The sequence below is a fragment of the Actinacidiphila acididurans genome (assembly GCF_016918855.1).
In the GTDB taxonomy this organism is placed as follows: domain Bacteria; phylum Actinomycetota; class Actinomycetes; order Streptomycetales; family Streptomycetaceae; genus Actinacidiphila; species Actinacidiphila acididurans.
The window spans coordinates 279,933-303,175 of record NZ_JADKYB010000008.1 but is presented as its reverse complement, the minus strand read 5'-3'; the positions used below and the strand labels follow the sequence as shown (position 1 = coordinate 303,175).

General features: G+C 72.4%; 24 protein-coding genes. 16 read left to right on the top strand and 8 right to left on the bottom strand.

The window, feature by feature from the left end:
* Nucleotides 1-15 precede the first annotated feature (15 nt).
* Nucleotides 16-1,716 (bottom strand): SpoIIE family protein phosphatase, encoded by a 1,701-nt coding sequence (locus ITX44_RS17380; protein ID WP_205358142.1) that lies wholly within the window; start codon nt 1,714-1,716, stop codon nt 16-18.
* A gap of 287 nt (nt 1,717-2,003) precedes the next feature.
* Here ITX44_RS17380 and ITX44_RS17375 point away from each other — a divergent pair, with 287 nt between their 5' ends.
* The 3 genes from ITX44_RS17375 (at nt 2,004) to ITX44_RS17365 (ending at nt 3,469) form a co-directional block, all read left to right on the top strand.
* A complete protein-coding gene (locus tag ITX44_RS17375) occupies nt 2,004-2,417 on the top strand; it encodes an SsgA family sporulation/cell division regulator (protein WP_307795322.1) in 414 nt (137 codons plus the stop codon).
* Between the two features lie 135 nt (nt 2,418-2,552).
* The gene (locus ITX44_RS17370) at nt 2,553-2,750 is read left to right on the top strand and encodes a hypothetical protein (protein WP_205358141.1); all 198 of its coding nucleotides are present in this window, start codon (nt 2,553-2,555) and stop codon (nt 2,748-2,750) included.
* A 32-nt stretch (nt 2,751-2,782) separates the two neighbouring features.
* Nucleotides 2,783-3,469, top strand: coding sequence for a UdgX family uracil-DNA binding protein (locus ITX44_RS17365; RefSeq protein WP_205358140.1), 687 nt, complete (start codon nt 2,783-2,785; stop codon nt 3,467-3,469).
* A 38-nt stretch (nt 3,470-3,507) separates the two neighbouring features.
* Here ITX44_RS17365 and ITX44_RS17360 read toward each other — a convergent pair whose 3' ends face one another.
* The 4 genes from ITX44_RS17360 to ITX44_RS17345 form a co-directional block, all read right to left on the bottom strand.
* A complete protein-coding gene (locus tag ITX44_RS17360) occupies nt 3,508-7,764 on the bottom strand; it encodes a S1 family peptidase (protein WP_205358139.1) in 4,257 nt (1,418 codons plus the stop codon).
* 5 nt (nt 7,765-7,769) lie between these two features.
* Entirely contained in the window at nt 7,770-8,099 is a 330-nt protein-coding gene (locus ITX44_RS17355; RefSeq protein WP_236060786.1) for a CU044_2847 family protein, read from the bottom strand.
* 125 nt (nt 8,100-8,224) lie between these two features.
* Nucleotides 8,225-9,730, bottom strand: coding sequence for an alkaline phosphatase family protein (locus tag ITX44_RS17350; protein ID WP_205358138.1), 1,506 nt, complete (start codon nt 9,728-9,730; stop codon nt 8,225-8,227).
* A gap of 65 nt (nt 9,731-9,795) precedes the next feature.
* The gene (locus ITX44_RS17345; RefSeq protein WP_205358137.1) at nt 9,796-10,221 is read right to left on the bottom strand and encodes a TetR/AcrR family transcriptional regulator; all 426 of its coding nucleotides are present in this window, start codon (nt 10,219-10,221) and stop codon (nt 9,796-9,798) included.
* A 248-nt stretch (nt 10,222-10,469) separates the two neighbouring features.
* On the opposite strand from ITX44_RS17345, the gene ITX44_RS42635 reads away from it, so the two are divergent.
* Nucleotides 10,470-13,169 (top strand): PKD domain-containing protein, encoded by a 2,700-nt coding sequence (locus ITX44_RS42635; RefSeq protein WP_307795321.1) that lies wholly within the window; start codon nt 10,470-10,472, stop codon nt 13,167-13,169.
* Between the two features lie 179 nt (nt 13,170-13,348).
* Here the strand turns inward: ITX44_RS42635 and ITX44_RS17325 are convergent, their stop codons facing one another.
* On the bottom strand, nt 13,349-15,322 hold the full coding sequence (locus tag ITX44_RS17325; RefSeq protein WP_205358136.1) for a heavy metal translocating P-type ATPase: 1,974 nt from the start codon (nt 15,320-15,322) through the stop codon (nt 13,349-13,351).
* 113 nt (nt 15,323-15,435) lie between these two features.
* On the opposite strand from ITX44_RS17325, the gene ITX44_RS17320 reads away from it, so the two are divergent.
* Complete coding sequence (locus ITX44_RS17320; RefSeq protein WP_205358135.1) at nt 15,436-15,840, top strand: ArsR/SmtB family transcription factor; 405 nt, start codon at nt 15,436-15,438, stop codon at nt 15,838-15,840.
* 154 nt (nt 15,841-15,994) lie between these two features.
* Complete coding sequence (locus ITX44_RS17315) at nt 15,995-16,261, top strand: DUF4235 domain-containing protein (RefSeq protein WP_205358134.1); 267 nt, start codon at nt 15,995-15,997, stop codon at nt 16,259-16,261.
* 223 nt (nt 16,262-16,484) lie between these two features.
* Here the strand turns inward: ITX44_RS17315 and ITX44_RS17310 are convergent, their stop codons facing one another.
* Nucleotides 16,485-16,883 carry a hypothetical protein gene (locus ITX44_RS17310; protein WP_205358133.1) on the bottom strand — a complete coding sequence of 133 codons (399 nt, stop codon included), beginning with the start codon at nt 16,881-16,883 and terminating at the stop codon, nt 16,485-16,487.
* 57 nt (nt 16,884-16,940) lie between these two features.
* Entirely contained in the window at nt 16,941-17,357 is a 417-nt protein-coding gene (locus ITX44_RS17305; protein WP_307795320.1) for a hypothetical protein, read from the bottom strand.
* A 331-nt stretch (nt 17,358-17,688) separates the two neighbouring features.
* On the opposite strand from ITX44_RS17305, the gene ITX44_RS17300 reads away from it, so the two are divergent.
* The 10 genes from ITX44_RS17300 (at nt 17,689) to ITX44_RS17255 (ending at nt 23,223) form a co-directional block, all read left to right on the top strand.
* A complete protein-coding gene (locus ITX44_RS17300; protein WP_205358131.1) occupies nt 17,689-18,309 on the top strand; it encodes a hypothetical protein in 621 nt (206 codons plus the stop codon).
* Between the two features lie 3 nt (nt 18,310-18,312).
* Nucleotides 18,313-19,374 (top strand): SRPBCC family protein, encoded by a 1,062-nt coding sequence (locus ITX44_RS17295; protein WP_205358130.1) that lies wholly within the window; start codon nt 18,313-18,315, stop codon nt 19,372-19,374.
* On the top strand, nt 19,371-19,832 hold the full coding sequence (gvpJ, locus tag ITX44_RS17290) for a gas vesicle protein GvpJ (RefSeq protein WP_205358129.1): 462 nt from the start codon (nt 19,371-19,373) through the stop codon (nt 19,830-19,832). Before ITX44_RS17295 ends, gvpJ begins: the two co-directional genes overlap by 4 nt.
* 66 nt (nt 19,833-19,898) lie before the next feature.
* Nucleotides 19,899-20,723: a GvpL/GvpF family gas vesicle protein gene (locus tag ITX44_RS17285; protein ID WP_205358128.1), complete on the top strand. Its 825-nt coding sequence runs from the start codon at nt 19,899-19,901 to the stop codon at nt 20,721-20,723.
* Nucleotides 20,724-20,768: 45 nt separating this feature from the next.
* Nucleotides 20,769-21,020, top strand: a complete 252-nt coding sequence (locus tag ITX44_RS17280) for a gas vesicle protein GvpG (RefSeq protein ID WP_205358127.1) — start codon at nt 20,769-20,771, stop codon at nt 21,018-21,020.
* Between the two features lie 3 nt (nt 21,021-21,023).
* The gene (locus tag ITX44_RS17275) at nt 21,024-21,344 is read left to right on the top strand and encodes a gas vesicle protein GvpO (RefSeq protein WP_205358126.1); all 321 of its coding nucleotides are present in this window, start codon (nt 21,024-21,026) and stop codon (nt 21,342-21,344) included.
* 7 nt (nt 21,345-21,351) lie between these two features.
* Entirely contained in the window at nt 21,352-21,822 is a 471-nt protein-coding gene (locus ITX44_RS17270; protein WP_205358125.1) for a gas vesicle protein, read from the top strand.
* A complete protein-coding gene (locus ITX44_RS17265) occupies nt 21,819-22,613 on the top strand; it encodes a GvpL/GvpF family gas vesicle protein (RefSeq protein WP_205358124.1) in 795 nt (264 codons plus the stop codon). The genes ITX44_RS17270 and ITX44_RS17265 overlap by 4 nt, the downstream gene beginning before the upstream one ends.
* Nucleotides 22,610-22,900: a gas vesicle protein gene (locus tag ITX44_RS17260; RefSeq protein ID WP_205358123.1), complete on the top strand. Its 291-nt coding sequence runs from the start codon at nt 22,610-22,612 to the stop codon at nt 22,898-22,900. Before ITX44_RS17265 ends, ITX44_RS17260 begins: the two co-directional genes overlap by 4 nt.
* The gene (locus tag ITX44_RS17255) at nt 22,897-23,223 is read left to right on the top strand and encodes a gas vesicle protein K (RefSeq protein ID WP_205358122.1); all 327 of its coding nucleotides are present in this window, start codon (nt 22,897-22,899) and stop codon (nt 23,221-23,223) included. The genes ITX44_RS17260 and ITX44_RS17255 overlap by 4 nt, the downstream gene beginning before the upstream one ends.
* Nucleotides 23,224-23,243 lie beyond the last annotated feature (20 nt).

Sequence of the window (23,243 nt, the reverse complement as noted above, 5' to 3'; positions counted from 1 at the left end):
AGGGCGGCCGTTGGTCTACTGCGGGGGGAGGGTGCGCAGGGTCAGGATCGCTACGTCGTCGAAGTTGTCGGTGGGGCGGGCGCGTTGGAGGAGGAGGTCGGTGAAGGCGGGGAGGGGGCGGTGGGCGAGGGAGGCGGCGTGGCGGCGGAGGCGGTCGAGGCCGACGTCGATGGAGTCGGTGCGGGTCTCGACCAGGCCGTCGGTGTAGAAGACGAGGGTGGAGCGGGCGGGAAGCACGACGGAGGCGTTCTCGTGGGTGGTGGACAGGCCGGTGCTGAGCAGGGGGCCGTGTCCTTCGGTGAGGTAGCGGGCCTGGCCGTCGTGCGTGACGAGCAGTGGGGGCGGGTGCCCGGCGTTGGTCCAGTCGAACCGCCAGGTGCCGTCGGGGCCGGGGGTCAACACGCCGAAGACCAGGGTGACCATGGGCACGCCCGTCAGGGGGGTGACCGACTCGTCGAGCCGTTTCATGATCGCGCCGGGGGCTTCGCGGCCGGTCCAGGCGTACGCCCGGAGCATGCTGCGTACCTGGGCCATTCCGGCGGCCGCGTCGAGGTCGTGGCCGACGACGTCGCCGATGGCGAGGGCGGCCGTGCCGTCGGCCAGGGTGAAGGCGTCGTACCAGTCGCCGCCGACCTGCGCTTCGTCCGTCGCGGGGACGTAGCGGGCGGCCATCTGCAGGCCGGGCACGGACGGGAGCTGCGGGAGCAGGTGGCGCTGCATGGTCTCGGCGACCTTGCGCTGCCGCTGGTACAGCCGCGCGTTGTCCAGGGCGATCCCGGTGCGGCGGCTGACGTCCTCGAGCAGGGACAGGTCCGCCGCGGTCAGCGGATCGGTGCGTTCGGACCGTCCCAGGGTGAGCGCGCCGAGCACGTCCCGTACGCCCCTGATCGGCGCGATCGCCGCGGAGTGCATGCCGGTGACGTCGAACAGCCGCCGCTGTTCGATGGCGATGCCGGAGTCCGGCGGTCCCTGATACGTGGCCGGCGTCACCAGGGTGGAGGCCGCGCCCCTCAGCGCGCGTGACAGCGGCATTCCGGACTCCATCGGCACCGGCGGCATCGGCCCGCGCAGGTCCTCCCGGAAGGCGAGCGCGCCGTGCTCACTGTGCGCGACCAGTACCCGCGCGACCTCGTCCTCCTCGGTGATCAGGTCGACCACCAGCCAGTCGGCCAGCCGCGGCACCACCAGCCGCGCCAGCCGCCGCAGCGTCTCCTCGCTGCTCAGGGTGGAGGTGAGCTGCGTGGTCGTCTCGGCCAGCAGCGCCAGCCGATCGATCTCCGAGAGCGCCGACCCCTCGTCCTTCGAGGTGCCGGCGGGCGGTGCCTGCGACGCGGGCTCGTAGTAGATCACGACCGTGTCTGCGTCGGCGTTTCCCGGCTCGCACGGCGTCGCCAGCCAGGACAGCTCCACCAGCGTCGCGTCGCCCCGCAGGTACCAGCTCCGCCCGGCCCGGACCCGGCGGCCCAGAAACGCCTCTACGCCCTCGCACTGGGCCTTGGCCAGCGGATGCCCGTGCCGGTCGCGGTGCAGCAGGTCGTGCGCGTCCTGGCCGACGAGATCGGCGGCGGACATCCTGAGCAGGCGCTCCGCGTGCGCGTTGACCGCGGCTATCGCGCCGCGCTCGTCCAGGACGCACACCGCCGCCTCGAGCAGTTCCGGCAGCACGGAAGCCTGACGTCGCGTACGTATGCCGTCGCCGCTGTCCACCGCCACCATGCCGCTCTCACCCCGCTCTCACCCGGTTCTCGCCCTCACACGGACGCGGCAAGTGTAGGCACTGGTCGCCGCCGCTCCTGCCGCGTGGGGGACGCCGCTGCCCGCCGCTCGCCGCGTGGCCACCCGGGCCGGGCCGCAACGGCTTCACGGTCGCACGGATTTTCGGTCGCACGGATTTTCGGTCGCGCTGTTTGGCAGCGTACATCGCGGTCAGAAGCCATCCCGCGGCCCGTACGGCTCGCCCATCCCCCCCGCCCACCACCGCGGCTACGTAGAGCGAGGCGTCCGTGCCGAATCCGTACTGCCATGCCGCGACCGCGGCCCTGCTCCTCTCCTACGCCGACGACCTGCGGTTTCCGGTGTGGCTTGCCTACCACCCGCAGGACTGCTTCGCCGTGCGGCTGACCCTGGGGCCCGCCGGGGAGGAGGGCGCCACCTGGGTCTTCTCGTGGGAGCTGCTCGCCGCGGGGCTGACCCGGCCCACCGGAGAGGGGGACGTCCAGGTCGCGCCGGCGCCCGCCGGCGGATGGGTCCTGCTGGCCCTCGGCTGCCGGACCGACGAGCCGGCCCGCCTGCGGCTTTCGCGGACCGATGTCGAACGCTTCGTGGCGGAGGCCGGGCGCCGTTCCCGGTACGACCGCCTCGCCGCCGTGCCGGACGCGCTGGAAGGGGAGCTGGACCGGATCCTGGACTGTGCGTGAGCCGCCGGGGGCGGTGCGCGGGAAGGGCTGGGGGGCGGATCCGGCGGCGCGAATCGGTGGAAACGGGTTCAATCGCCGTGATCCGGGTACCCGCACATCCTGAAGCACCACAAGCACGAGAACGGTGAGCGACGAATGACGAGCGAGCACATACCGCCGTCCGACGGAGCGTACGGCCTGCCGGCGCCCCGGCCCATGGACCGCATCACCAGCGCCGGGAAGATCACCGGCCGGCCCCGTACCTCCCTTCCCGCCCGCACCGGGCACCACGGCTCGGAGCGGTGGCGGTATCCGGAAGGGGACGACCCGGCGGTCGTCCGGGGCGAGGACTGAGACTGCGGAATGCAGCGGGAGGAGCGCCGACCGTGCCCACCTCCGCGACCCGTTACGACGCGGGCCCGTTCCTGCCGCCGGGCGGCGGCCTCGACGCGTACCGCGAAGCCGCCGCCGGGTGCGAGGGCTGCCCGTTGTTCGAGCGGGCGACGCAGACGGTCTTCGGCTCCGGGGACGAGTCGGCACGTATCGTCCTGGTGGGCGAGCAGCCCGGTGACCAGGAGGACCGGCAGGGCGAACCCTTCGTGGGGCCGGCCGGAAAGCTGCTGCACAGGGCCCTGACGGACGCCGGGCTCGGCGAGGAGCCCGCCTACGTCACCAACGCGGTGAAGCACTTCAAGTGGGCCCCGGACGAGCGCGGCAAGCGCCGTATCCACAAGCCGCCCACCCTCCGGGAGACCCACGCCTGCTACCCCTGGCTCGACGCCGAGCTGCGGCTGGTCTCACCCGACGTGATCGTCGCCCTCGGCGCCACCGCCGGCCGCGCCCTCCTCGGCCCCTCCTTCCGCGTCACAAAAGACCGCGGCACCCCGCTCCCCCTCTCCCCCACCGCAACCCCGGCCCAGCCCGACGCCCACCCCCCGGTCGTCGCCACCCTCCACCCCTCCGCCGTCCTGCGCGCCACCGACCGCGACACGGTCTACGCCGCCCTCGTCACCGACCTCCGCACCGCCGCCGCCCTGCTGTCCGCTGCAGCCGCTCCCCGCTCGGCCCGCTAGCTGCGCCGCGCCCTGATGCGGCCGACCTGGCCCTGCTTTCAGTCCCCACAGAGCCCGCTCGTGATCGAGCCGGACGGGAGGAGTTGGCGTTCGGCGCGGGTGAAGGGGCGGTTGGCGGCGGTGCAGAGGGTGGTGCGCCATTGGGTGGGGGTGAGGGGGAGGGGGAGGGAGCCGGCGGCGGTGACGGCTTGGGACGTGGGGCCGTGGATGTACCAGCGGATGTCGTCGGGGACGGTGAGGTCGGCGATTTCGGTGGGGGCGTCCCAGCGCCATATCTGCAAGGTGCTGCCTTGGACGGACATCAGGTATCCGTCCGGGGTGAATCCGACGAGGCTGTAGACGTCGCCGGCCGGGACGGGTGGGGCCAGGAGGCGGAAGTCGGGGAGCCGGCGGAATTCGATCCTGGTGGCGTGGCCGGATTTCATGTTGCTCAAGGTGGCCAGCGTGTTTCCGGACGCGTCGAAGAGTTCGGTCGACCGGTTGCCGGTGGTGTCGGGATCGGCCTGGAAGGTGCCCAGGGAGCGGCGCGTGCGCAGGTCCCACAGCCAGGTCAGTCCGCCGCGCTGCCGTACGAGGGTCTGGGTGGGATGCCCGGGGCGGGGCACGACGAGGCCGGCGTTGGCGGCCAGCCAGGTCAGGTCGGTGCCGTGGGCCAGCGGGAGCGGCGGCTCGATGGGGTGGCCGTCGGACGGGTCCCACCGGGTCAGTTCGCCGGCGTACAGCGTCAGCAGGCTGCCGTCGTCCGCCGCGGCCAGTGTTCCGGTGACCTGCCCGTGCACGCCCCGCGGCACGGGCAGGGTGATGACGCGTTGCCGCGTGAGGCCCGGTACGGAGTAGACGGTCAGGGATCCGCCGCTGAGCGTGGCGAAATGGCGGTCGTCCGAGGTGAAGACCGCCCCCGACGCCGCGGAAGGGTCCGACGTGTCCCAGGCCCGAAGAATGCTGTTCCGCACGTCGCTCGGAGGCGTGGATATCGCACCGTCGGACGTGTCGAGCAGCCGGAGCTGCGATTCGCCCACGCTGTCGTCGGCGAGCAGGCGGAATCGCCCGGTGTCGCCGAGCAGGAGTTCGGAGGTCTGGACGGGCATGGGGTAGTCGACGGCAGGCCCCGGCCGGGGCGCGGTGAAGCGCAGCAGTTCCTTGCCCTTCAGCACCAGGACCGACAGGCTGCCGTCCGGGCGGGGGACGACCACCGTGTCGGCGTCGGCGAGGGTGTCGTGGGTGGGGACGGTGGTCCAGGAGACCGACCCGGTGCGCAGGTCGACCAGTTTGACGGTGACCATGTCCGGTTGGCCGAGCGGTTCGTCGGATTCGATGAGCGCGTAGCGGCGCGTGCCGTCGAGCAGCGTGTCGGCGCAGCTCCGGGCGTGAAGCGTGTGCAGCGCGGCGCCGGTCAGGGACCGGATGCGCAGCGTCCCGGACTGGGTGCAGTCGACGACGACCCGCCCGCCGAGCCCGACGTCCGCGGGGAATTCGGTGCCGACCGAGCCGGCCTCCGCACCGGTGCGCACGTCGATCCGCACGTACGCGCCGCCGGCCGTTCCCTGCTGTTCCAGCAACACGCTATTGGGCTGCGCGGCGAACCGGACCGTGCCGAAGCCGCTGCCGTGCAGGGGCCGGCCGGAGACCAGGTGCCCCGTGCGGGCGTCCCACAGGCCCAGCCGGTCGACCTCGGCCGTCCGGCTCGGGTTCGTGCCGGCGAACAGGGCCGCCAGGCGCGAGCCGTCCGGGGAGAAGGCGAGATCGCGGAGATCGGTGCCCGGATTCCAGCCCGCGGGGACGGACAGCTTCACCCGGCGGTCGGGGTGGTCGACGTCCCCCAGGGCGAGGCCGCCCTGGTCGTCCAGCAGCGCGACCGTGCGGCCGTCGGGGCTCAGGGTCACCAGCGGGGTGCGGTCGAGGTTCATGCGGGGGGCCGGGAGGGTACGCACCTTCACCTGCCCCAGCAGGCCGGTGAGGACCGATACGACCCCGCGCTGATCGACGACGAGCGCGGCGCCGCCGTTCGGGGTGGCGGTGAACGCGAGCGCGTGGTCGATGCCGAGCTCGTCCATCGCCGTGACGTTCCGCAGCCGGGCGTAGAGCTTGAACAGGGCGCCGTACGCCTCGGGTTGCGTCTTGTCGGTGCGCCACGCGGACAGCGCGAGGAGGGCCGCGGTGCCGGGGGTGTCGTCGGCGCGGCGCTGGGCGTCCTGCCCGAGCAGCTGGGCGGCCTGGGCGTGCAGCCGGCGGGTGACCTCCTGGGTCCGGTTGTACGTCAGGCCGGCCAGGGTCGCGGCGATCAGCGCCAGGACCGCCACCCCGGTGGTGACGAGGCGGCCGCGCCGGGAGCGCCGCTTCCGCAGGCCCAGGCCGGCGGCGATGTACGCCCGCTCGCCGGCGGTGATGTCCTGGGGCCGTTCCTTGCTCCAGGACAGTGCCTCGGTCAGCAGCGGATCGCGCAGCAGCGCGCCGGTGCGGCGGCCGAACTGCTCCCACTGGCGCAGGGCCGCCCGCAGCCGTTCCTGCCAGTCCCGGAAGTCGCGGTCGGCGGCCAGCCACTTCCGCAGCCGGCTCCAGCCGTCGATGAGCGCGTCATGCGCCAGGTCCGCGATTTCGGCGCCGTCCACCGCCTGCGTCGTCACCAGCAGTTTGCGGTCGGCCAACCGCGGTACCAGGCGCCGTTGTTCCGCGTCGAGCGCGTCGACGCGTACGGCCCGGCGGGTGAATCCCCCGTCCTCCTCCGGGCGGGCGAGCTGCACGAACAGGCGCCGCGCCGGGTCGCGTTCGGAGGGCCGCAGATGTTTCGCGTACACCTCCTCCGCGTAGTCGGCGACGGCGCCCGCGACTCCGCCGAACCCGTCGTACGCCTCGTGGGTGAGCATGCCGCCGCGGCGCCGGTCCCACAGCCGGGTGAGCGTGAACTCCACCATCGGCAGCCGCCCGGGCCCTTCGCCCGCGTCGTCCAGGATCCGTGCCACGAGACCGGCCTCGTGCGCGATGCCGGGGGTGGCCGCCAGCGGTTCGGTGATGGCCGTCCGCAACTGCTCGCGTCCCATGGGGGCCAGGAAGGTGACGCCCTCGTCCAGGGCACTGCGGTTGTGCTGGGTGAGCATGCGGTCCAGCGACCCGGAACGCACCGTGAGCAGCGCCCGTAACGGCGTGGCGGCCGGCGCGTCCAGGGTCAGCGCGGTGATCAGGTCCAGCAGTTCGCGTGCCGCGTCCTGATCGGCGGTGACGATCTCCTCGAACTGGTCCGCGAAGAGCAGGACGCCGCCGGGGTGTCCGCGGCCGAGCCGGGCGGCGATTTCCGCGTGTCCGGCCCGGGTCAGGAGCCCGGTCACCGCCTGCTCGTCGAGTTCACCGTCCAGCAATGGCGCCAGCGCGCCCGCCAGGGTCCGGGCCGGGCTCAGCCCCGGGATCGGGCGGAAGTCCGCGGCCGTCCATCCGGCCCGGCTCAGCCGCGGCAGCAGCCCGGCGCGTACGAGTGAGGACTTCCCGCTGCCCGACGGGCCGGACAGCACGACGACCGGCTGCCGCGAGGTGAGTGTCTCCAGGCGGGCGACCGCCTCGTCCTGGCCGTGGAACACCCGCTCGTCCCGCGCCGTGAAGGAGTTCAGCGCCCGGTACGGCGACGCGGGCAGCGCGTGTTCGGCCAGTTCCGGCCAGGCCCGCAGGATCGAGGCGGCGGGCAGCAGGTACGCGGTGTCGGCGCGGCTGCCGAGACCGGCGGCCACCGTGATGCCGACGACGCCGCCGAGGTCGGTGTCCCAGACCGGGGAGCCGCTGAACCCGCGCTCGATGGCGGGTCCCGCCTCGCTCTGCATCTGCACCCAGCCGGCGCCCTGGAGCGCGCGCAGTCGGCCGGCGACCCACACGCCGTGGTCGCCGCCCTCCGGGAACCCGAACACGCGCACCGCGTGGTCCCACAGTTCGTTGGCCTCCACCAGCCACGGAACCGCCGTGCCGCGCGGGGGTGCCGGGTCCATCCGCAGGAGGGCGAGGTCGCCGGTGTCGTCGGCGAGGATCGGCCGCCAGCCCGTCACCACGGCGGACCCCGCGGCCCGGCTCGCGTCGGGTGCCGGGTCCGGCAGCTCCGGGTTCAGCAGCCGGAGGTCCAGCAGCGGGAGGTCCACCCGTACGCTGCCCCGCGGTGGTTCGGCGGACCGGGGGTCGGCTCCCAGGGCCCGGGCCACCACATGGGCGCAGGTGCACACCAGGCCCGGCGCGACGAGGAATCCGGCGCCGGTGATCGCGCCGCTGTCCGACCTGATCCGGACCACGGCCCCGAACAGCGCGGACACATCGGCGGCCACGCCGGTCACCCTTCGCCCGAGCGGTGCCACTCCACCGAGACGGAGAAGCTGGCCTCCGTCGCGGTACGGGCCACCACGACGCCCGCGTCCGCGGAGAACTTGATCCCGAAGTCCAGCCTGATCGTGTCAGGAGGGCTGATGCCGCCGCGCAGTTGGTCGACGACCGTCTGCATGGCCGGCCGAATGGGCGCCAGGGCCTCCTGCAGCGTGCGCCCCGCCGCGCTTGCCGCGTCCTGGACCCGCCCCGCGCGCGTCCAGCCGTTCTCGTCCCGCGCCTCGACCTCGACGTGCAGGCTGCTCCCGTCGTCGAGCGGGATGCTCACGATCTGCGCCATCGTCCCCCCAGCCTCAGCGCTTTCTTGCCGCACGGACGATCGTAGCGACAGGCGCGGGGCGAGGGCGCGGGACCGGAACGGAGGGTGGCCGTTCCGGTCCCCGCTGTCGGCTTCCTGACGTAGCGTCAGATACGGGGCCGGTGGCCCTTCTCCTGGCGGGGCGCGGTCTGCGCGGCCGGCACGGTCGGCATGGGCAGGTTCGCCGTCTCGTACTGGGCGAGGCTGTAACGGGCGCCGGTCTGCGGGAGTTCGGGCGCGGGGCGGCGCGACTCGTACATCCGCAGCGCGGAGGTGAGGTCGCCGGTGACGCTGCGGCGCCAGTCGCTGATGTTCGGCTCGGCCACACCGGTCAGCCGCTCCAGGAACTGCAGCACGGAGGTGTGGTCGAAGGTCTCCGAGGCCACCCAACCGCCCACCGTCCAGGGCGAGATGATGACGCACGGCACCCGGAAGCCGAGGCCCACCGGGAGGTTCCCGCCGGCGACGCCGGTCGGCGAGGTCTTGCTCACGAACTCGCCCGCGGTGCCGGCCGGCGGGGTCGGGGGCAGCACGTGGTCGAACAGGCCGTCGTTCTCGTCGTAGTTGAGGATGAAGACGGTCTTGGCCCAGGTCTCCGGGTTGGCGGCGATCGCGTCGATCTTGCCGGCCAGCCAGTCGGCGCCCGCCGCGGGCATCCGGGCGGGGTGCTCGTCGTACAGCGACGGCGGCAGCAGCCAGCTCACCGTGGGCAGGTTGCCGTTCATGGCGTCGTACTCGAACTGGCCGAAGCCGCTGGGGGCGATCGCCTTGTCGTACAGCGGGTCGCCGGCCTTCGCGGCCTGATACTGCTTCATGTTGGCGAGCGGCGGCAGGCCGGTGGGGCTGCCGCCGGGGCCCGAGGAGGGCTCGTGGTAGATCTTCCAGCTCACCCCGGCCGCCTCCAGGCGCTCGGGGTACGTGGTCCACGAGTACGTGCCCTTGGCCGCGTTGTTGTCCAGCGCGGGGCCGCCGGCCAGGCCGTCCGGGTCGATGGTGCCGGTCATGTGCATGTACCGGTTCGGGTGCGTCGGGCCCATCACCGAGCAGTGGTACGCGTCGCAGATGGTGAACGCGTCGGCCAGCGCGTAGTGGAACGGTATGTCGTCGCGGGTCAGGTAGCCCATGGTGTACGGGCCCTTGGTGTTGCCGTCCGCGTCGCGGTGGGCCGGCAGCCAGTTGTCCATCCGGCCGGCGTTCCACGCGTTGTGCTGCGCGTCCCAGGCGTGGCTGAGCGACGGAATGGCCATCGCCGCGGTGGTCCTGGAGTCCATGTGGTACGGCAGCAGGTAGCCGTCCGGGTTCAGGTTGTCGGGCTGGTAGTAGACCGGCTTCCCGTTCGGCAGCCGCAGCGCGTGGCGGTCCTCGAAGCCGCGCACGCCGGACAGGGTGCCGAAGTAGTGGTCGAAGCTGCGGTTCTCCTGCATGAGGATGACCACGTGCTCGATGTCGGACAGTCGCCCGCCGGACTTGGGCTCGGCGGCCGCGGCGCGGCTCAGGTTGGGCGGCAGGACCGACGCGGCGGCGGCCATCCCGCCGACCGCTGCCGCGGCGCCCAGCAGCCGTCTGCGGGTGGGGCCTTCCTGCGGCGTGACGTCGTGAGTGGCGTCGGACATCCGTGTTCCTTTCACGGGCACGCCTGGCGGCGCGTGCGGGGAGGGGGGCACGGCAAGGTTGCTCGTCACCGGGCACGCGGCGATGACGAATACGTGGCCAATGCAAGAAGATGATTGCCCGGAGCAACACCTAAGTGACCGCGAGCCGAACCCCGCCCCACGTCCCGGGGCCGCCGGACGTCCATCCGCGCGGAACACGAAACCTGTGAATATCCGTTCCTCGGCCCCGGCGCCGGGTTCGACCCGGCCGGCCGCTCCCGGACCGTTCGCGCGTACCGCTCCCGCAGTTCCTCGGATCTGTCGAGGACGAGGTCCTGCTTGGCCGGGAAGTAGTTGTAGACCGTCTGGTCGGAGACCTGCGCCGCTTCCGCGACATCGGCTGTCGACACGTCGTCATAGCCGCGCGACGCGAACAGCCGCGCGGCGGTATCGGCTATGTGACGACGCGTCCGCGCCTTCTTGCGCTCCCGGAGGCCGCTTCCTTCTCGCATGAAATTCAGGCCACGCCAAAATTTTGGTCGCCCCGAACATGTGCGGAGCCCGGGGAGTCTCGGCTCCCTACCGGCCCCTTCCACCCCACCCGCCTCATCCGGCCCACTTCGTCATGGGCGCGGCAAATGGCGGGTGAAGGGTTGTCCAGGGATGGGGCGGACCCCTGTTCCTCGCGCGTAGACCGCCCTGACTATGAGTTTGCTGTGTGTCATGTACATCTCGTGCCTCTGCCCCCGGAGGGGTTCGCATGAAGAGATGGAAGTCGAAGAGATGGAGACTGGCGAGCGCGGTCGCCGCGGCCGTCGCTCTGTCGTTGTGCCTGCTCGCCGGGCCCACGGGCGTCACCACCGGCTCGGCGCAGGCCAACGGGTCCCACCCGGCGTCGGGTGTGGGCTCGTGCACGCTCAAGAACTGGAACCCCGGCACCGACCCGGACGATGCCACGGACCTTCCTGAAGGCCACCGCCCCCAGTCGTACCGGCAGGACGACTACGACTGCGCCGGCGCCAAGTTCGCGGCCCCGGGAGCCGAGTTCAAGAAGTTCCCGCAGCCGCACGACTTCGCCGCCCGCACCGGAACCTCGACCGCCGGTACCGCCGATCAGCCGAACGCCACGGCGGCGGCCGCCGCGACCAACCCGCTGGCCCCGTACTTCCCGCCGTTCACGCACTTCGTGGTCCTCTACCGGGAGAACCACACCTTCGACGACTACCTGGGCGACTGCGCCACCACCGTCCAGGCCGGCTGCAACGGCACCGTGGAGAGCACCAACCACATCAGTTCGGTGCCCAACCTGCACACGCTGGCCAAGACGTACGCCCTGGCGGACTCCTACAGCACGGGCACCCAGCCGCCGAGCGGCCCCAACCACTGGTGGATGTTCTCCGGCCAGTCCTCGTCCAGTTCGCAGCAGCAGTCCTACCCCGCCGCCACCGGGACGCAGTTCGACCGCTTCCTCAAGGGCGACGCGAACGGCACCTTCCCGTTCATCATGAACGGCGACTTCTACTGGATGCTCAGCAGCGGCAGCGGCTACTGGCGCAATCCGGCCACCAACGCCATCGAGGCGCTGCCGGTCAACCGGCCCGGCACGAACATCCCCGAAGAGCTGAACTACAACCACTACACCTGCTGCGGTCAGAACGACGACGACCAGACCATCGCCAACGACTACCTCAACTTCGTGTCGACCAACGGCCTTCCGACGTACTCGTACGTGGAGCTGTTCAACGACCACCCCGGCACGTACCAGGACATCCCGAAGAACGACAGCGTCACCAAGCAGATCGTCGACTCGCTCATGGGCAACGCGTCGTACAAGGACAACACGGTCATCGTGGTGACCGAGGACGACACCCAGAACGGCAACAACGGCCCGGACCACGTGAGCAACACCTACCGCGTGCCGCTGGTCGTGGTCGCGTCGCCGCTGTACATGAAGCAGCACTACCTCACGCACGTCGCGTACACGACGAACAACGTGCTGGCGGCGATGGAACGCGTGATGGAGAACGTTCACCCGGGCATCATCGACCCCAACGACAATGTCGGCCTGTCGACGTTCCCGATGACGACGGCCGACCAGCAGGGCCTCGGCGACCCGCTGGAGGATCTGTGGATCCAGGGCAGCACACCGCTCACGGCCACCGCCGCGGCCTCCCCGACCACCGGCAACGCGCCACTGGGCGTGTCCTTCACCGGCTCGGCCACCGGCGGCAAGTCGCCCTATTCGTATAGCTGGAACTTCGGCGACGGCTCGGCCGCGAGCACCGCGCAGAACCCCAGCCACACCTACACCGCGGCCGGCACCTACACCGCCACCCTCACCGTCACCGACGGCTCCGCACCGGCGAACACGGCCACCTCCAAGGTCACCGTGACCGTCAGCGCCGTCGGCAACCCGCTCACGGCCACCGCCTCCGCGATCCCGACCTCCGGGCAGACCCCGCTGAACGTCGCCTTCACGGGCACCGGGACCGGGGGAACCCCGCCGTATTCGTACAGCTGGAACTTCGGCGACGGCTCGGCCGCGAGCACCGCGCAGAACCCCAGCCACACCTACAGCACGGACGGCACCTACACCGCCACCCTCACCGTCACCGACAGCTCCACACCGGCGAAGACGGCATCGGCGGGCGTCGGCGTCACGGCCTCGCCCATCGCGGGCACACCGCCGGGCGCGCCCACCGGCCTGACCGCGACCGCGGGCAACGGCCAGGCGTCCCTGTCCTGGCAGGCCCCCGCCAGCAACGGCGGCGTCGACATCACCTCGTACCGGGTCTACCGCGGTACGTCCCCCGGCTCGGAGACGCTGCTGACCAGCGGCGGCTGCGCCAACCCCGGCGTCACGCCCTCCTGCACCGACACCGGCCTCACCAACGGCCAGACCTACTACTACAAGGTCAGCGCGGTGAACTCGCTCGGCGAAGGCGCGCAGAGCAGCGAGACGAGCGTCACCCCGGCCGGCACCTGCCCGTCGAACCAGCTGCTGGGCAACCCCGGCTTCGAGACCGGCACCGCGTCGCCGTGGTCGGCGAGCACCGGGGTCGTCGCCAACAAGTCGGCCGAACCGCCGCACTCCGGCACGTGGGATGCCTGGATGGACGGTTACGGCACCACGCACACCGACACCCTCTCGCAGTCGGTCACGCTGCCGACCGGGTGCTCCTCGTACGCCTTCAACTTCTGGCTGCACGTCGACACGGCGGAGACCAGTACGAGTTCGGCGTACGACACCCTGAAGGTCCAGGTGCTCAACTCCTCGGGCACCGTGCTGTCCACCCTGGCCACCTACTCCAACCTCGACCACACCACCGGATACGCGCAGCACGGCTTCAGCCTGGCCCCCTGGGCCGGGCAGACGGTCACCCTGAAGTTCACCGGCGCGGAGGACTACACGAAGCAGACGTCCTTCGTCGTGGACGACACGGCGGTGAACATCGGCTGAGCGATCCGATCACGAGCCGCCCGGCGTGAGCGGGCGGACGTGAACGGACGGACGTCGACGGACGGACGTCAAGGGACGGACGGGAGCGGCGGGTCGAGCGGCTTGATGCCGGCCGGCCCGCCGCTGCCCGGAACGACCAGCACCCACCGGGCCGGGGCGATCACGCGCTCCCGGGGCGGTCACGCGGTCCCGGTGCGGGACCGGCGCCAGGCCGCGTCGGCGAGCAGGCGCAGGCCGTTGAGGCCGACGATGACGGTGGAACCTTCGTGCCCGGCGACGCCGAGCGGCAGCGGCAGGGTGCCGGCCAGGTCCCAGACGACCAGGCCGGTGATGAACGCCCCGGCGATGACCAGGTTCTGCACGACCAGACGGCGGGCCCGGCGGGAGAGGCGTACGACGGCGGGGACGGTGGCGAGTTCGTCGCGGACCACGACGGCGTCGGCGGTCTGCAGGGCGAGGTCGGAGCCGGCGCGGCCCATGGCCATGCCGGTGTGGGCGGCGGCCAGCGCGGGGGCGTCGTTGACGCCGTCACCGACCACCAGCACCTTGCGTCCGGCCTGCGCCATCTCCCGTACGGCGGTGACCTTGTCCTGCGGCAGGAGCCCGGCGCGGACCTCGGTGATGCCGGTCTCGGCGGCGAGGCGGGCCGCGGCGCGCGGGTTGTCGCCGGTGACCAGCATCGGCGCGGTGCCGGTGAGCGCGGCCAGGGCGGCGACGGTGGCGGCGGCCTCCTCGCGCGGCCGGTCGGCCAGGCCCAGCACGCCGGCCGGGGTGCCGTCGAGGGTGACCAGCACGGCCGTACGCCCCTCGTCCTCCAGACGCGCGGCCACCACGGCGGCCGGGTCAACGGTGGCAGCGCCCAGCAGGCGGGCGGGGCTGCCGACCGCGACCTTCCGGCCCTCGACGGTGGCCCGCACACCGGCGCCGGGGGTGGAGCCGAAGTCGCCGGCCGGCGGAATGTCCAGGCTGCGACTGCGGGCGGCGTCCACGACCGCGCGGGCCAGCGGGTGCTCGCTGGGGTGCTCGGCGGCCGCAGCCAGCCGCAGCAGTGCGTCCCCGGTCAGGCCGGTGGCGGCCAGCGGGCGGATGTCGGTCACGTACGGGGTGCCCTCGGTGAGGGTGCCGGTCTTGTCCAGGGCGACGGCGTCCACCTGGCCGAGGCGCTCCATGACCACGGCGGACTTGACCAGCACGCCGTGCCGGCCGGCGTTGGCGATCGCGGAGAGCAGCGGCGGCATGGTGGCCAGCACGACCGCGCAGGGCGAGGCGACGATCATGAAGGTCATCGCGCGCAGCAGCGCCCCGGTCAGCGCCGCGCCGAACGCCAGCGGGACCAGGAACACCGCCACCGTGGCGGCGACCATGCCGAGGCTGTAGCGCTGCTCGACCTTCTCGATGAACAGCTGGGTGGGGGCCTTGGTCCGCGAGGCCTCCTCGACCATCGCCACGATCCGGGCGATCACCGAGTCGGACGGGTCGCGTTCGACCTTCACCCGCAGGGCGCCGGTGCCGTTCAGGGTGCCGGCGAAGACCTCGTCGCCCTCCAGCTTGGCGACCGGCAGGGGTTCGCCGGTGACGGTGGCCTGGTCGACCTCGCTGGCCCCGTCCAGCACCCGGCCGTCGGCGCCGATCCGCTCCCCCGGCCGTACGAGGACGGTGTCGCCCACGGCCAGGCCGGCGGTGGCGACGGTCTCCTCGGTGCCGTCGTCCAGCAGGCGGGTGGCGGTGGCCGGGGCCAGGTCGAGCAGGCCGCGTACCGAGTCGGCGGTACGGGCGGTGGCGATCGCCTCCAGGGCGCCGGAGGTGGCGAAGATGACGATCAGCAGCGCGCCGTCCAGCACCTGCCCGATCGCCGCGGCGCCGAGGGCCGCGACGACCATGAGCAGGTCCACGTCCAGGGTCTTGTTCCGCAGCGCCTGAAGGCCCGCCCAGCCCGGCTCCCAGCCGCCGGTGGCGTAGGTGAGGGCGAACAGCGGGGCCCAGGCCCAGGCCGGTGCACCGGTCAGGTACAGCGGCAGCGCGATCAGGAACAGCACCAGTGCCGTGGCGGCCCAGCGTGCCTCGGGCAGCGCGAGGATCCGGGTACGGCGCCGGGGGGCCGCCGGCCCGGGGGCGGTGGCGGCCGGGGCCGGGCGGGTGAGGGTGGACGACATCGAAAGGGGCCCCCTGCGCGAGACGGCGGGCGGTGCACGGACGCGTCCACGGTAACAGGAACAGATGAACACTGATTCATGCATTCATGGCGTGGCGTCCGTACCATGGGCGCATGGGTCACGGAGCCGCACCAGCCGCCAGCAACGTCCCGCGCGCACGCCTGGACGCGGCCGGCGCCGCCAAGGTCGCCACCACCCTCCAGGCCCTGGCCACCCCCTCCCGCCTGCTCATCCTCGCCCGCCTGCGCGAGGGGCCGCTGCCGGCCACCGAACTGGCCACCGAAGTGGGCATGGAACAGTCGGCCTGCTCCCACCAGTTGCGCCTGCTGCGCAACCTCGGCCTCGTCACCGGCACCCGCAAGGGCCGATCGGTCGTCTACGCCCTCTACGACAACCACGTCGCCGAACTCCTCGACCAGGCCCTCTACCACGTCGAACACCTCCGCCTCGGCCTGACCGACACCCCGCCCCCACTCGAAGCGCCGCTTCCGGAGACCACGCCCGCCCCGAGCGCCTGACGAGATCCGCCGGGGGCGCCGGCGCACCCGTGATCAGCGCCCTGACGTGCGACGCGGGTATCGCTTGCTGCCGGACAAACGCATTGCGCCGTCCGTGCCGGGCAGGCGACGCACGACAAACGCAAAGGCGCTCGTCTTCCGGTGGAGGTTCGTCATGAAAGCCGCGGCCATCGCGTACAAACCCGTCGGACTGGCCCTCGGGCTCGGCAGCGGCATGCTGGCCGGACTCGTGTTCAAGCAGGTGTGGAAGATCGTCGGCCACGAGGCCGACGCCCCCGACGCCAAGGACATCGACCGCAGTTGGGGCGAGGTGCTGCTCGCCGCCGCACTTCAGGGGGCCATCTTCGCCGTGGTGAAGGCCACCGTGGACCGGGCCGGTGCCACCGCGACACACCGTATGACCGGCACGTCATCCGGCTGAGACATCCCTCGCGACCGCGGACGACCGAACCCGACGCACCAAGGCAGTGCTCGATGACACGGGACACTTCCGCCCAACGTCAAGCGCGGCTTCCGCCGGGTCAGCCCCGGCAGTCCGCTGGCCGTGCTGCTCCGGGTGGTCGCCTCGCCGCGATCACCGTCATCCTCCTCGGCCTCGAGTTCGACGCCGAACTCGAACGGGCCCGCGCCGGGGGCGCCTTCCCTCAGTGGGCGTCAACGTCCCCGTCGTACAGCGGTGTTGGCACCGGCTTCGAGGAAACGGACAGCTTCAGCAGCAACGCCGTGTCCCGCACGTCGTTCCACTGCCGGCCGTAGAGGATCGCCCCCCGCGTACACGAGTCCGGTTGCGAGTCGATCGCGTCGCCGAGGCGGAGCAGTCGCTCGAAGAGTTCTTGCTCCCCGGCGCCGAATGTCCCCGCGTCCAGCATGTCCCCGAAAAATGCTTGAAACCCTTCGAGATCCTCGAAGAATTCGACCATGGCGGATTCAGGAGAGGGGAAGTTCTTCAGCCGCAGATATTCCAGCTGAACCGCAGGCTCCGCGGCCATGACGTCAAGGAGCCTGATGAAGCTCAGAAACAGCCGGACACGCTGGGCGTACACCGTGATCCTTTCACCGCAGAGGGTCATTCCGCCGGTGGGTTCGACGTGCGGGCCGGTTCAGGCCCGGCGGAGGCCGATCGCGTCCAGGAGGCCGAGGAACTTGTCCTGGGCCCATGGGTGGACATCGGCCCGGAAGAGGTCCGCCAGCGGGGCCGGATCAACGGTGTGCCCTGCCTCGCGGGCCCAGTCCGCGGACCGCGAAGCCGCCTGCCCCGGCGGGAGGAACCAGTCCTCGAGCAGGTGCCCGTCCTCGGCGAGGTAACCCGCCATCAGCCGCGGCCCCAGGCACGCCGTCCACGCCCCGCTCACCGGACCGGCAGCCTCGATGACCACACAGTCGCCGTCCATGACGAAGCCGACCAGCACCGGCGCACCCGTCTCCTGAGCCAGCGCGGCCGCCAACTGCTCGCCGTTGATCCCGGGCTCCCCGGGGTGCTCCCACACCAGCCAGCGCCCGGGAAGCCGTTCATTCACCCTGAGGCGTCCATGTACCTCACCCAGCGCGCTCAATTCCTCCGCCCGGCGCTCGGTTTTCGCCACGACCAAATATCCCCAGTACCCCACCCGCGTCCCCCTTCCCGTGGTCGCCCCTCAGGCGGAAGCGGGGCGGCGACGGGACCGTATCGCATTGGCGGCGCCAGCCATTTGCGTGCCAGGGCGGACATGGGGGCCGCACACGACACAGCGCACGTCAGTCGTCACCCTGGGTGTGGGAAATCGGTGGGCGAAAAGCGCGGCTTGTGCCGTTTTCTTGCGGTCTCATCGGGCAGCGGATCAGAGAACGGTCTCCGGGAGGAGTGGTGCCATGAAGACGGGACCGGCAGCTGTAGCCCTGGCCGGGAGTTATGTGCTGGGACGGATGCGCAAGCCACAGTGGGCGCTGGCGGTGGCCGGGGCGGTGGTGGCCAGACGGTTGCGGGCGCAGGGCGGGGACGCTCTGGGCGGGATCCTGCAGTCGCCGGGCCTCGGGAAGCTCGGCGAGGATCTGCGCGGGAACGTGACGGCGGCGGGGAAGGCGGCGGCGATGGCCGCGGCGGCCCACCGTATGGACGCCCTGAGCGATCGGATCGCCGAGCGGACCGCCGCCTTGCGCGGCACGGCCGACACCGGCCCGGAGGACCAGGGTGACGGGGAGGCCGCGGAAACCGAGGCCGAGGACACCGGTGAGGAGGCCCCTGACCGCGGCGAGAAGCGCGAGGCAGGCGGCAAGCGGCGTACCGCTCCCCGGAGCGGGAGCCGGTCCGAGGCCGCGCGGCAGAAGGGTGACGCCGAGGCCAAGCGGAGCCCGGCCAAGCGAGCACCCGCACGGAGTTCGCGCACCGCGCGCGAGGGCGACAGCCGCAAGGCGGCAGGCCGCGGCCCGTCGCGTCGTACGGGGAGCACCGAGCGCGGTGGTGCGCGTACATCGGGGCGTGAGGAGCGTTGACGCATGACTGACCAAGCGACGCGGTCCGCCAAGGACACCGCCGGAGGACTGGCCGGCGCACTGCCCACCGATCGCCTGATGAAGGAGGCCCGCGACCTGATCGGCGCGCTCGGTGAAAAGGCCGTCGGCCGGGTCACGGGGCGGCTCGGCGAGGTCACCGAACGGCTGACCGACTTCGCCGAGGACGGTGGCGGGTCGGGCCTGAAGGCCGCCCTCTCCGGGGCCCGCGACCTGACCGAGGGCAAGTCGCCGGCGAAGTCGATGATGAGCGCCGGCTTCACCCAGGCCAAGGAGAAGACCAAGGAAGCCGCCCAGAAGGTCACCGGGGGTGGCGGAGGCAGCGACAGTGGAGGCGGTGGCAAGACGCTCAAGGCGAGCAACATCGTCGAGAGCATCGACGTCGGCCTGCCGGTCAAGGTGGTCTACAACCTGTGGACCCAGTTCGAGGACTTCCCGACCTTCATGAAGAAGGTGGAGAACGTCAAGCAGCAGTCCGAGACGGAAATGGACTGGAAGGCGCAGGTCCTCTGGTCCCACCGCACCTGGAAGGCCACGGTGATCGAGCAGGTGCCCGACGAACGCATCCTCTGGGAGTCCGAGGGCGAGAAGGGCAAGGTCGACGGCGCCGTCACCTTCCACGAGGTCACACCCGACCTCACCCGGATCCTGCTGGTGCTCGTCTACCACCCGCAGGGCTTCTTCGAGAAGACCGGGAACATCTGGCGAGCCCAGGGCCGCCGGGCCCGGCTGGAGCTGAAGCACTTCCGGCGCCACGCCATGACCGAGGCCACCCTCAACCAGGACGAGATACGCGGCTGGCGCGGCGAGGTCATGGACGGCGAGGTGACCCGCAGCGACGAGGAGGTACGCGCCGAGGAGGAGGGCGAAGAAGGCGGCGAGGAGAAGGAGCGGGAGCCGCAGGACCAGGACCAGGACGAGGTCCGGGACGAGGAGGACGAGGAGCCGGAGGAGGACGACGACTCCGAGGACATCGGGGACGAGGAATACGACGAGGACGAAGAGCCCGAGGACGAAGAGGAGGAGGACGGGGGTGAACGACGATGACCATGGCCGGAGGCCAGACCGGCACCTACCTGGACCGCCCGTCCGGGGGCGGCCTGGTCGACGTCGTGGACCTGATCCTGGACAAGGGCCTCGTGATCGACGTCTACGTGCGGGTGTCCCTGGTGGGCATCGAGCTGCTGACCATCGACGCCCGCGTCGTCGTGGCGAGCGTGGACACGTACCTGCGCTTCGCCGAGGCGGTCAACCGGCTGGACCTGGCCCGCAGCGGCACCGAGACCAAGGGGCTGCCCGGGATGATGGAGGAGATCCGCGAGGGCGGCGCCGAGAAGAAGACCAAGGGCGCGCTGGAGGGGGCCAAGGACACCGTCAAGGACACGGTCGGTGGCGTGCTCGGCAGTGACGACGAGGACGACGCCGAGGGCGAGGAAGCGGAGGCCGAACCCGCCGAGCGTCCCCGCCGCACCCGCCCGGCCAGCCGCAAGGAGCGCGGCCGGTGACTCCGGCCCCGGCCCCCGGACCGGCGCGGCACCGCGAACCCGACGACGCCGACGAGGAGGTCGGCCATGAGCACGCTTTACGTCTACGGCGTCGTGGCGGAGCCGGACACCGGCCCGGACGTCACGGCGTACCCCGTGGTGGGCGACGACCCGCAAGTTCACGTGGGCTGGGTACGGTCCGCCGGGCTCGCCGCCGCGGTGAGCGCGTTGACCATCGACCGGCCACTGGGCACCCCGGCGGACCTGCGGGCGCACGCCGGCGTGCTGGACAGCCTCGCGGAAAGTGGTGTTCCGGTGCTCCCCTTCCGGTTCGGCACGGTCCTCGACGACGAGCCGAGCGTGGCCGAGGGGGTCCTGGCCGACGGCCACGACGCCTTCACCACGGCGCTGGACCGGCTGCGCGGACGTACGCAGTTCACCGTACGGGCCCGCTACGAGCGGGACACGGTGCTGCTCGAGGTGCTGGACGAGCGCCCGGACATCGTGGAGCTGCGCGAGCGGGTCGCGGGCCTGTCCGAGGTGGCCGGCCGGTCCGAACTGATGCGGCTCGGCGAGCTGGTGGCCCAGGCCCTGGACGGCAAGCGGGAGGCCGACGCGGCGCGGCTGCGCGAGCGGCTGGCCCCGGCGGCCGACGCCGTGGTGGCCCTGGAGCCGGCCGACGAGGACGCGATCGCGGACCTTTCGTTCCTGGTGCCGGACTCCGGGCGGCCGGCCTTCGAGCAGGCGGCGGAGCAGCTCGCCGCCGAGTGGCGCGGCCGGGCCCGGCTGCGGCTGCTCGGCCCGCTGGCGCCGTACGACTTCGTGGTCGAGGCCATGACAGAGGCGCCGGGTCCGGCCCGGCCCACCCGCGCCGGCGACTCGGGGAGCGGACGGCAGCGGGCGCGGAAGTAGGCCGGAAGACCGGCGGGAGACGCAAGAGGACGGACGGGAAAGACCATGGGACTGTTCACCGGACTTCTCACCCTGCCGCTCGCACCCGTGCGCGGCGTGGCGTGGGTCGCCGAGCGGATCGAGGAGGAAGCCCGCCACCAGATCGACGATCCCGCGGCGATCCGCCGCCGCCTCGCCGAGGTCGACCGCGCCCGCGCGTCCGGGGAGCTCTCGGCGGACGAGGCCGCCCGGGAGGAGGAGGACCTGGTACGGCGGCTGCTGGCCGCCGGGCCTCCGCTGGGCGGCCTGGAGGTCTGACCCGTGACGGCCGAGCGCCGCAAGGAAGGCGGCGGGCGGGGCGCGGACGGCGGCGGCACCCGGCGGCCGGTCTCCGCGGCGACCGCCGCACGCCTGGCCGCCGAGCAGGTCATGGACCTGACCGGCCGGGAGCCGCAGGGCGTGACCTCGCTGGACCGTACGGACCAGGGCTGGCGGGTCGGCGTCGAGGTGGTGGAGACCCACCGGATCCCCGACTCCACCGACATCCTCGCGGTGTACCGGGTGGACCTGGACGAGGACGGAGAACTGCTGTCGTACCGGCGCGACGAACGCTATTACCGCGGACGGGCGGACAAGGAGTGACCCGCACATGAACCAGCCCGCGTGGACCGGACCGAACTCGACCCGCGCCCCGGCACAGCCCGGCCGCGGCGAGCCGTCCAGCCTCGCCGACATCCTGGAACGGGTCCTGGACAAGGGCATCGTCATCGCCGGGGACATCCGGGTCGACCTGCTGGACATCGAACTGCTCACCATCAAGATCCGGCTGATCGTCGCCTCGGTGGACCGGGCCCGGGAGATGGGCATCGACTGGTGGGAGCACGACCCGGCGCTGTCCTCGCAGGAGCGCGACGTCGTGGAGGAGAACCGGCGGCTGCGGCGGCGGGTCGGCGACCTGGAGGCCGAGCGGTCCGCCGGACCGGCCCAGGTCACCGCATCCGGCGCCGAAGAGGCGACCGAGCCGGCGGCCGAGGAGGAGCACCGGCGGCCCGAGCCGGCCGGCGAGCCCGACTCCCGCCCGGACGGCGGGCGTTCGGCCGACCGCGGGAGGCGGCCGTGAACGGCGCGGTATGGGTGTACGCGGTGGTGCCCGAGCCGGCCGGCGACAACGGTACGGACCTGCTGTCCGGGGACACGACCGGGGTCGCGGGAGAGTCCGTACGGCTGGTCGCCGAGGGCGGTCTCGCGGCGGCGACCGGCTCGGTGCCGCTGAGCGACTTCGCCGAGGAGCCGCTGAAGGAACACCTGGAGGACCTGCGATGGCTGGAGGCCGCGGCACGCGCCCACCACCAGGTCATCGAGGAGTTGCACCGGGCCACGGACGTCGTCCCGCTCCAGTTCGCCACCGTTTACCACGACGACGACGCGGTACGGGCGGTCCTGGCCGGCCGGGCCGGTGACTTCGCCGCCGCCTTCGCGCGGACCCGGGGACGCGACGAGTGGGGCGTGAAGGCGTACGTCGATCCGGGCGCGCCGGCCCCGGCCGCGGAACCGGAGGAGTCCGGCGGCGGCACCCCGGGGACGGCGTACCTGCTGCGGCGGAAGGCCGAGCAGCGCAGCCGCGAGGACGCGTACGGCAGGGCTGAGAAGCGGGCCGAGCAACTGCGGGCCGCCCTGGCCGACACGGCCGAACAGGAGGTGGCACACCGGCCGCAGGACCAGCGGCTGGCCGGCTACGAGGGCTGGATGATCCTCAACGACTCCTTCCTGGTGCCGCGGGCCGGCGCCGAGGACTTCAGCACCTGCGTCACCGCCTGCCGGGAGCAGTTCCCCGACGTACGCCTGGAGGTCAGCGGGCCGTGGCCGCCGTACTCCTTCGTCGGCCGGGAGAACCGGGAGGAGCGGCCATGACCGTCGTCCCCGCGGGCGAGTCCGCGCCCGCGCCCCGGGCGCCCGTGCCGGAGCGGGCGGGTCCCGGCGCCGGACGCGAGATCGCCCTGGTCGACCTGCTGGACCGCGTGCTGGCCGGCGGCGTAGTGATCAGCGGCGAGATCACGCTGCGCATCGCGGACGTGGACCTCGTCCGCATCTCCCTGCGCGCGCTGGTCGCCTCCATCCGGGCCGGGTGGGACGACGCGGTGAGCCGGGAGGCGCCCCCGCCTGCCGCAGAGGCGGACGGACGACGGGAGCCGCCATGACGTCCCCCGAGCCCCGCCGTGGACGTCGCGACCCGGAGTCCCGTTCGGTGCCGCGGCACCTGGACGTGGACCGCGAATCGGTGGAACGCGGCCTCGCCGGCCTGGTCCTCACCGTCGTCGAGCTGCTGCGGCAGCTGATGGAGCGTCAGGCTCTGCGCCGTATCGACCAGGGCGGCCTGACCGACGACCAGGTGGAGGATCTCGGCCTGACCCTGATGGCCCTGGAGGAGCGCGTGACCGAGCTGCGCGAGCACTTCGGTCTCACTCCGGAGGACCTCAATATCGACCTCGGTCCGCTGGGCCCGCTGCTCCCCCGCGACTGACCGGCACCGCTTCTCCCGCG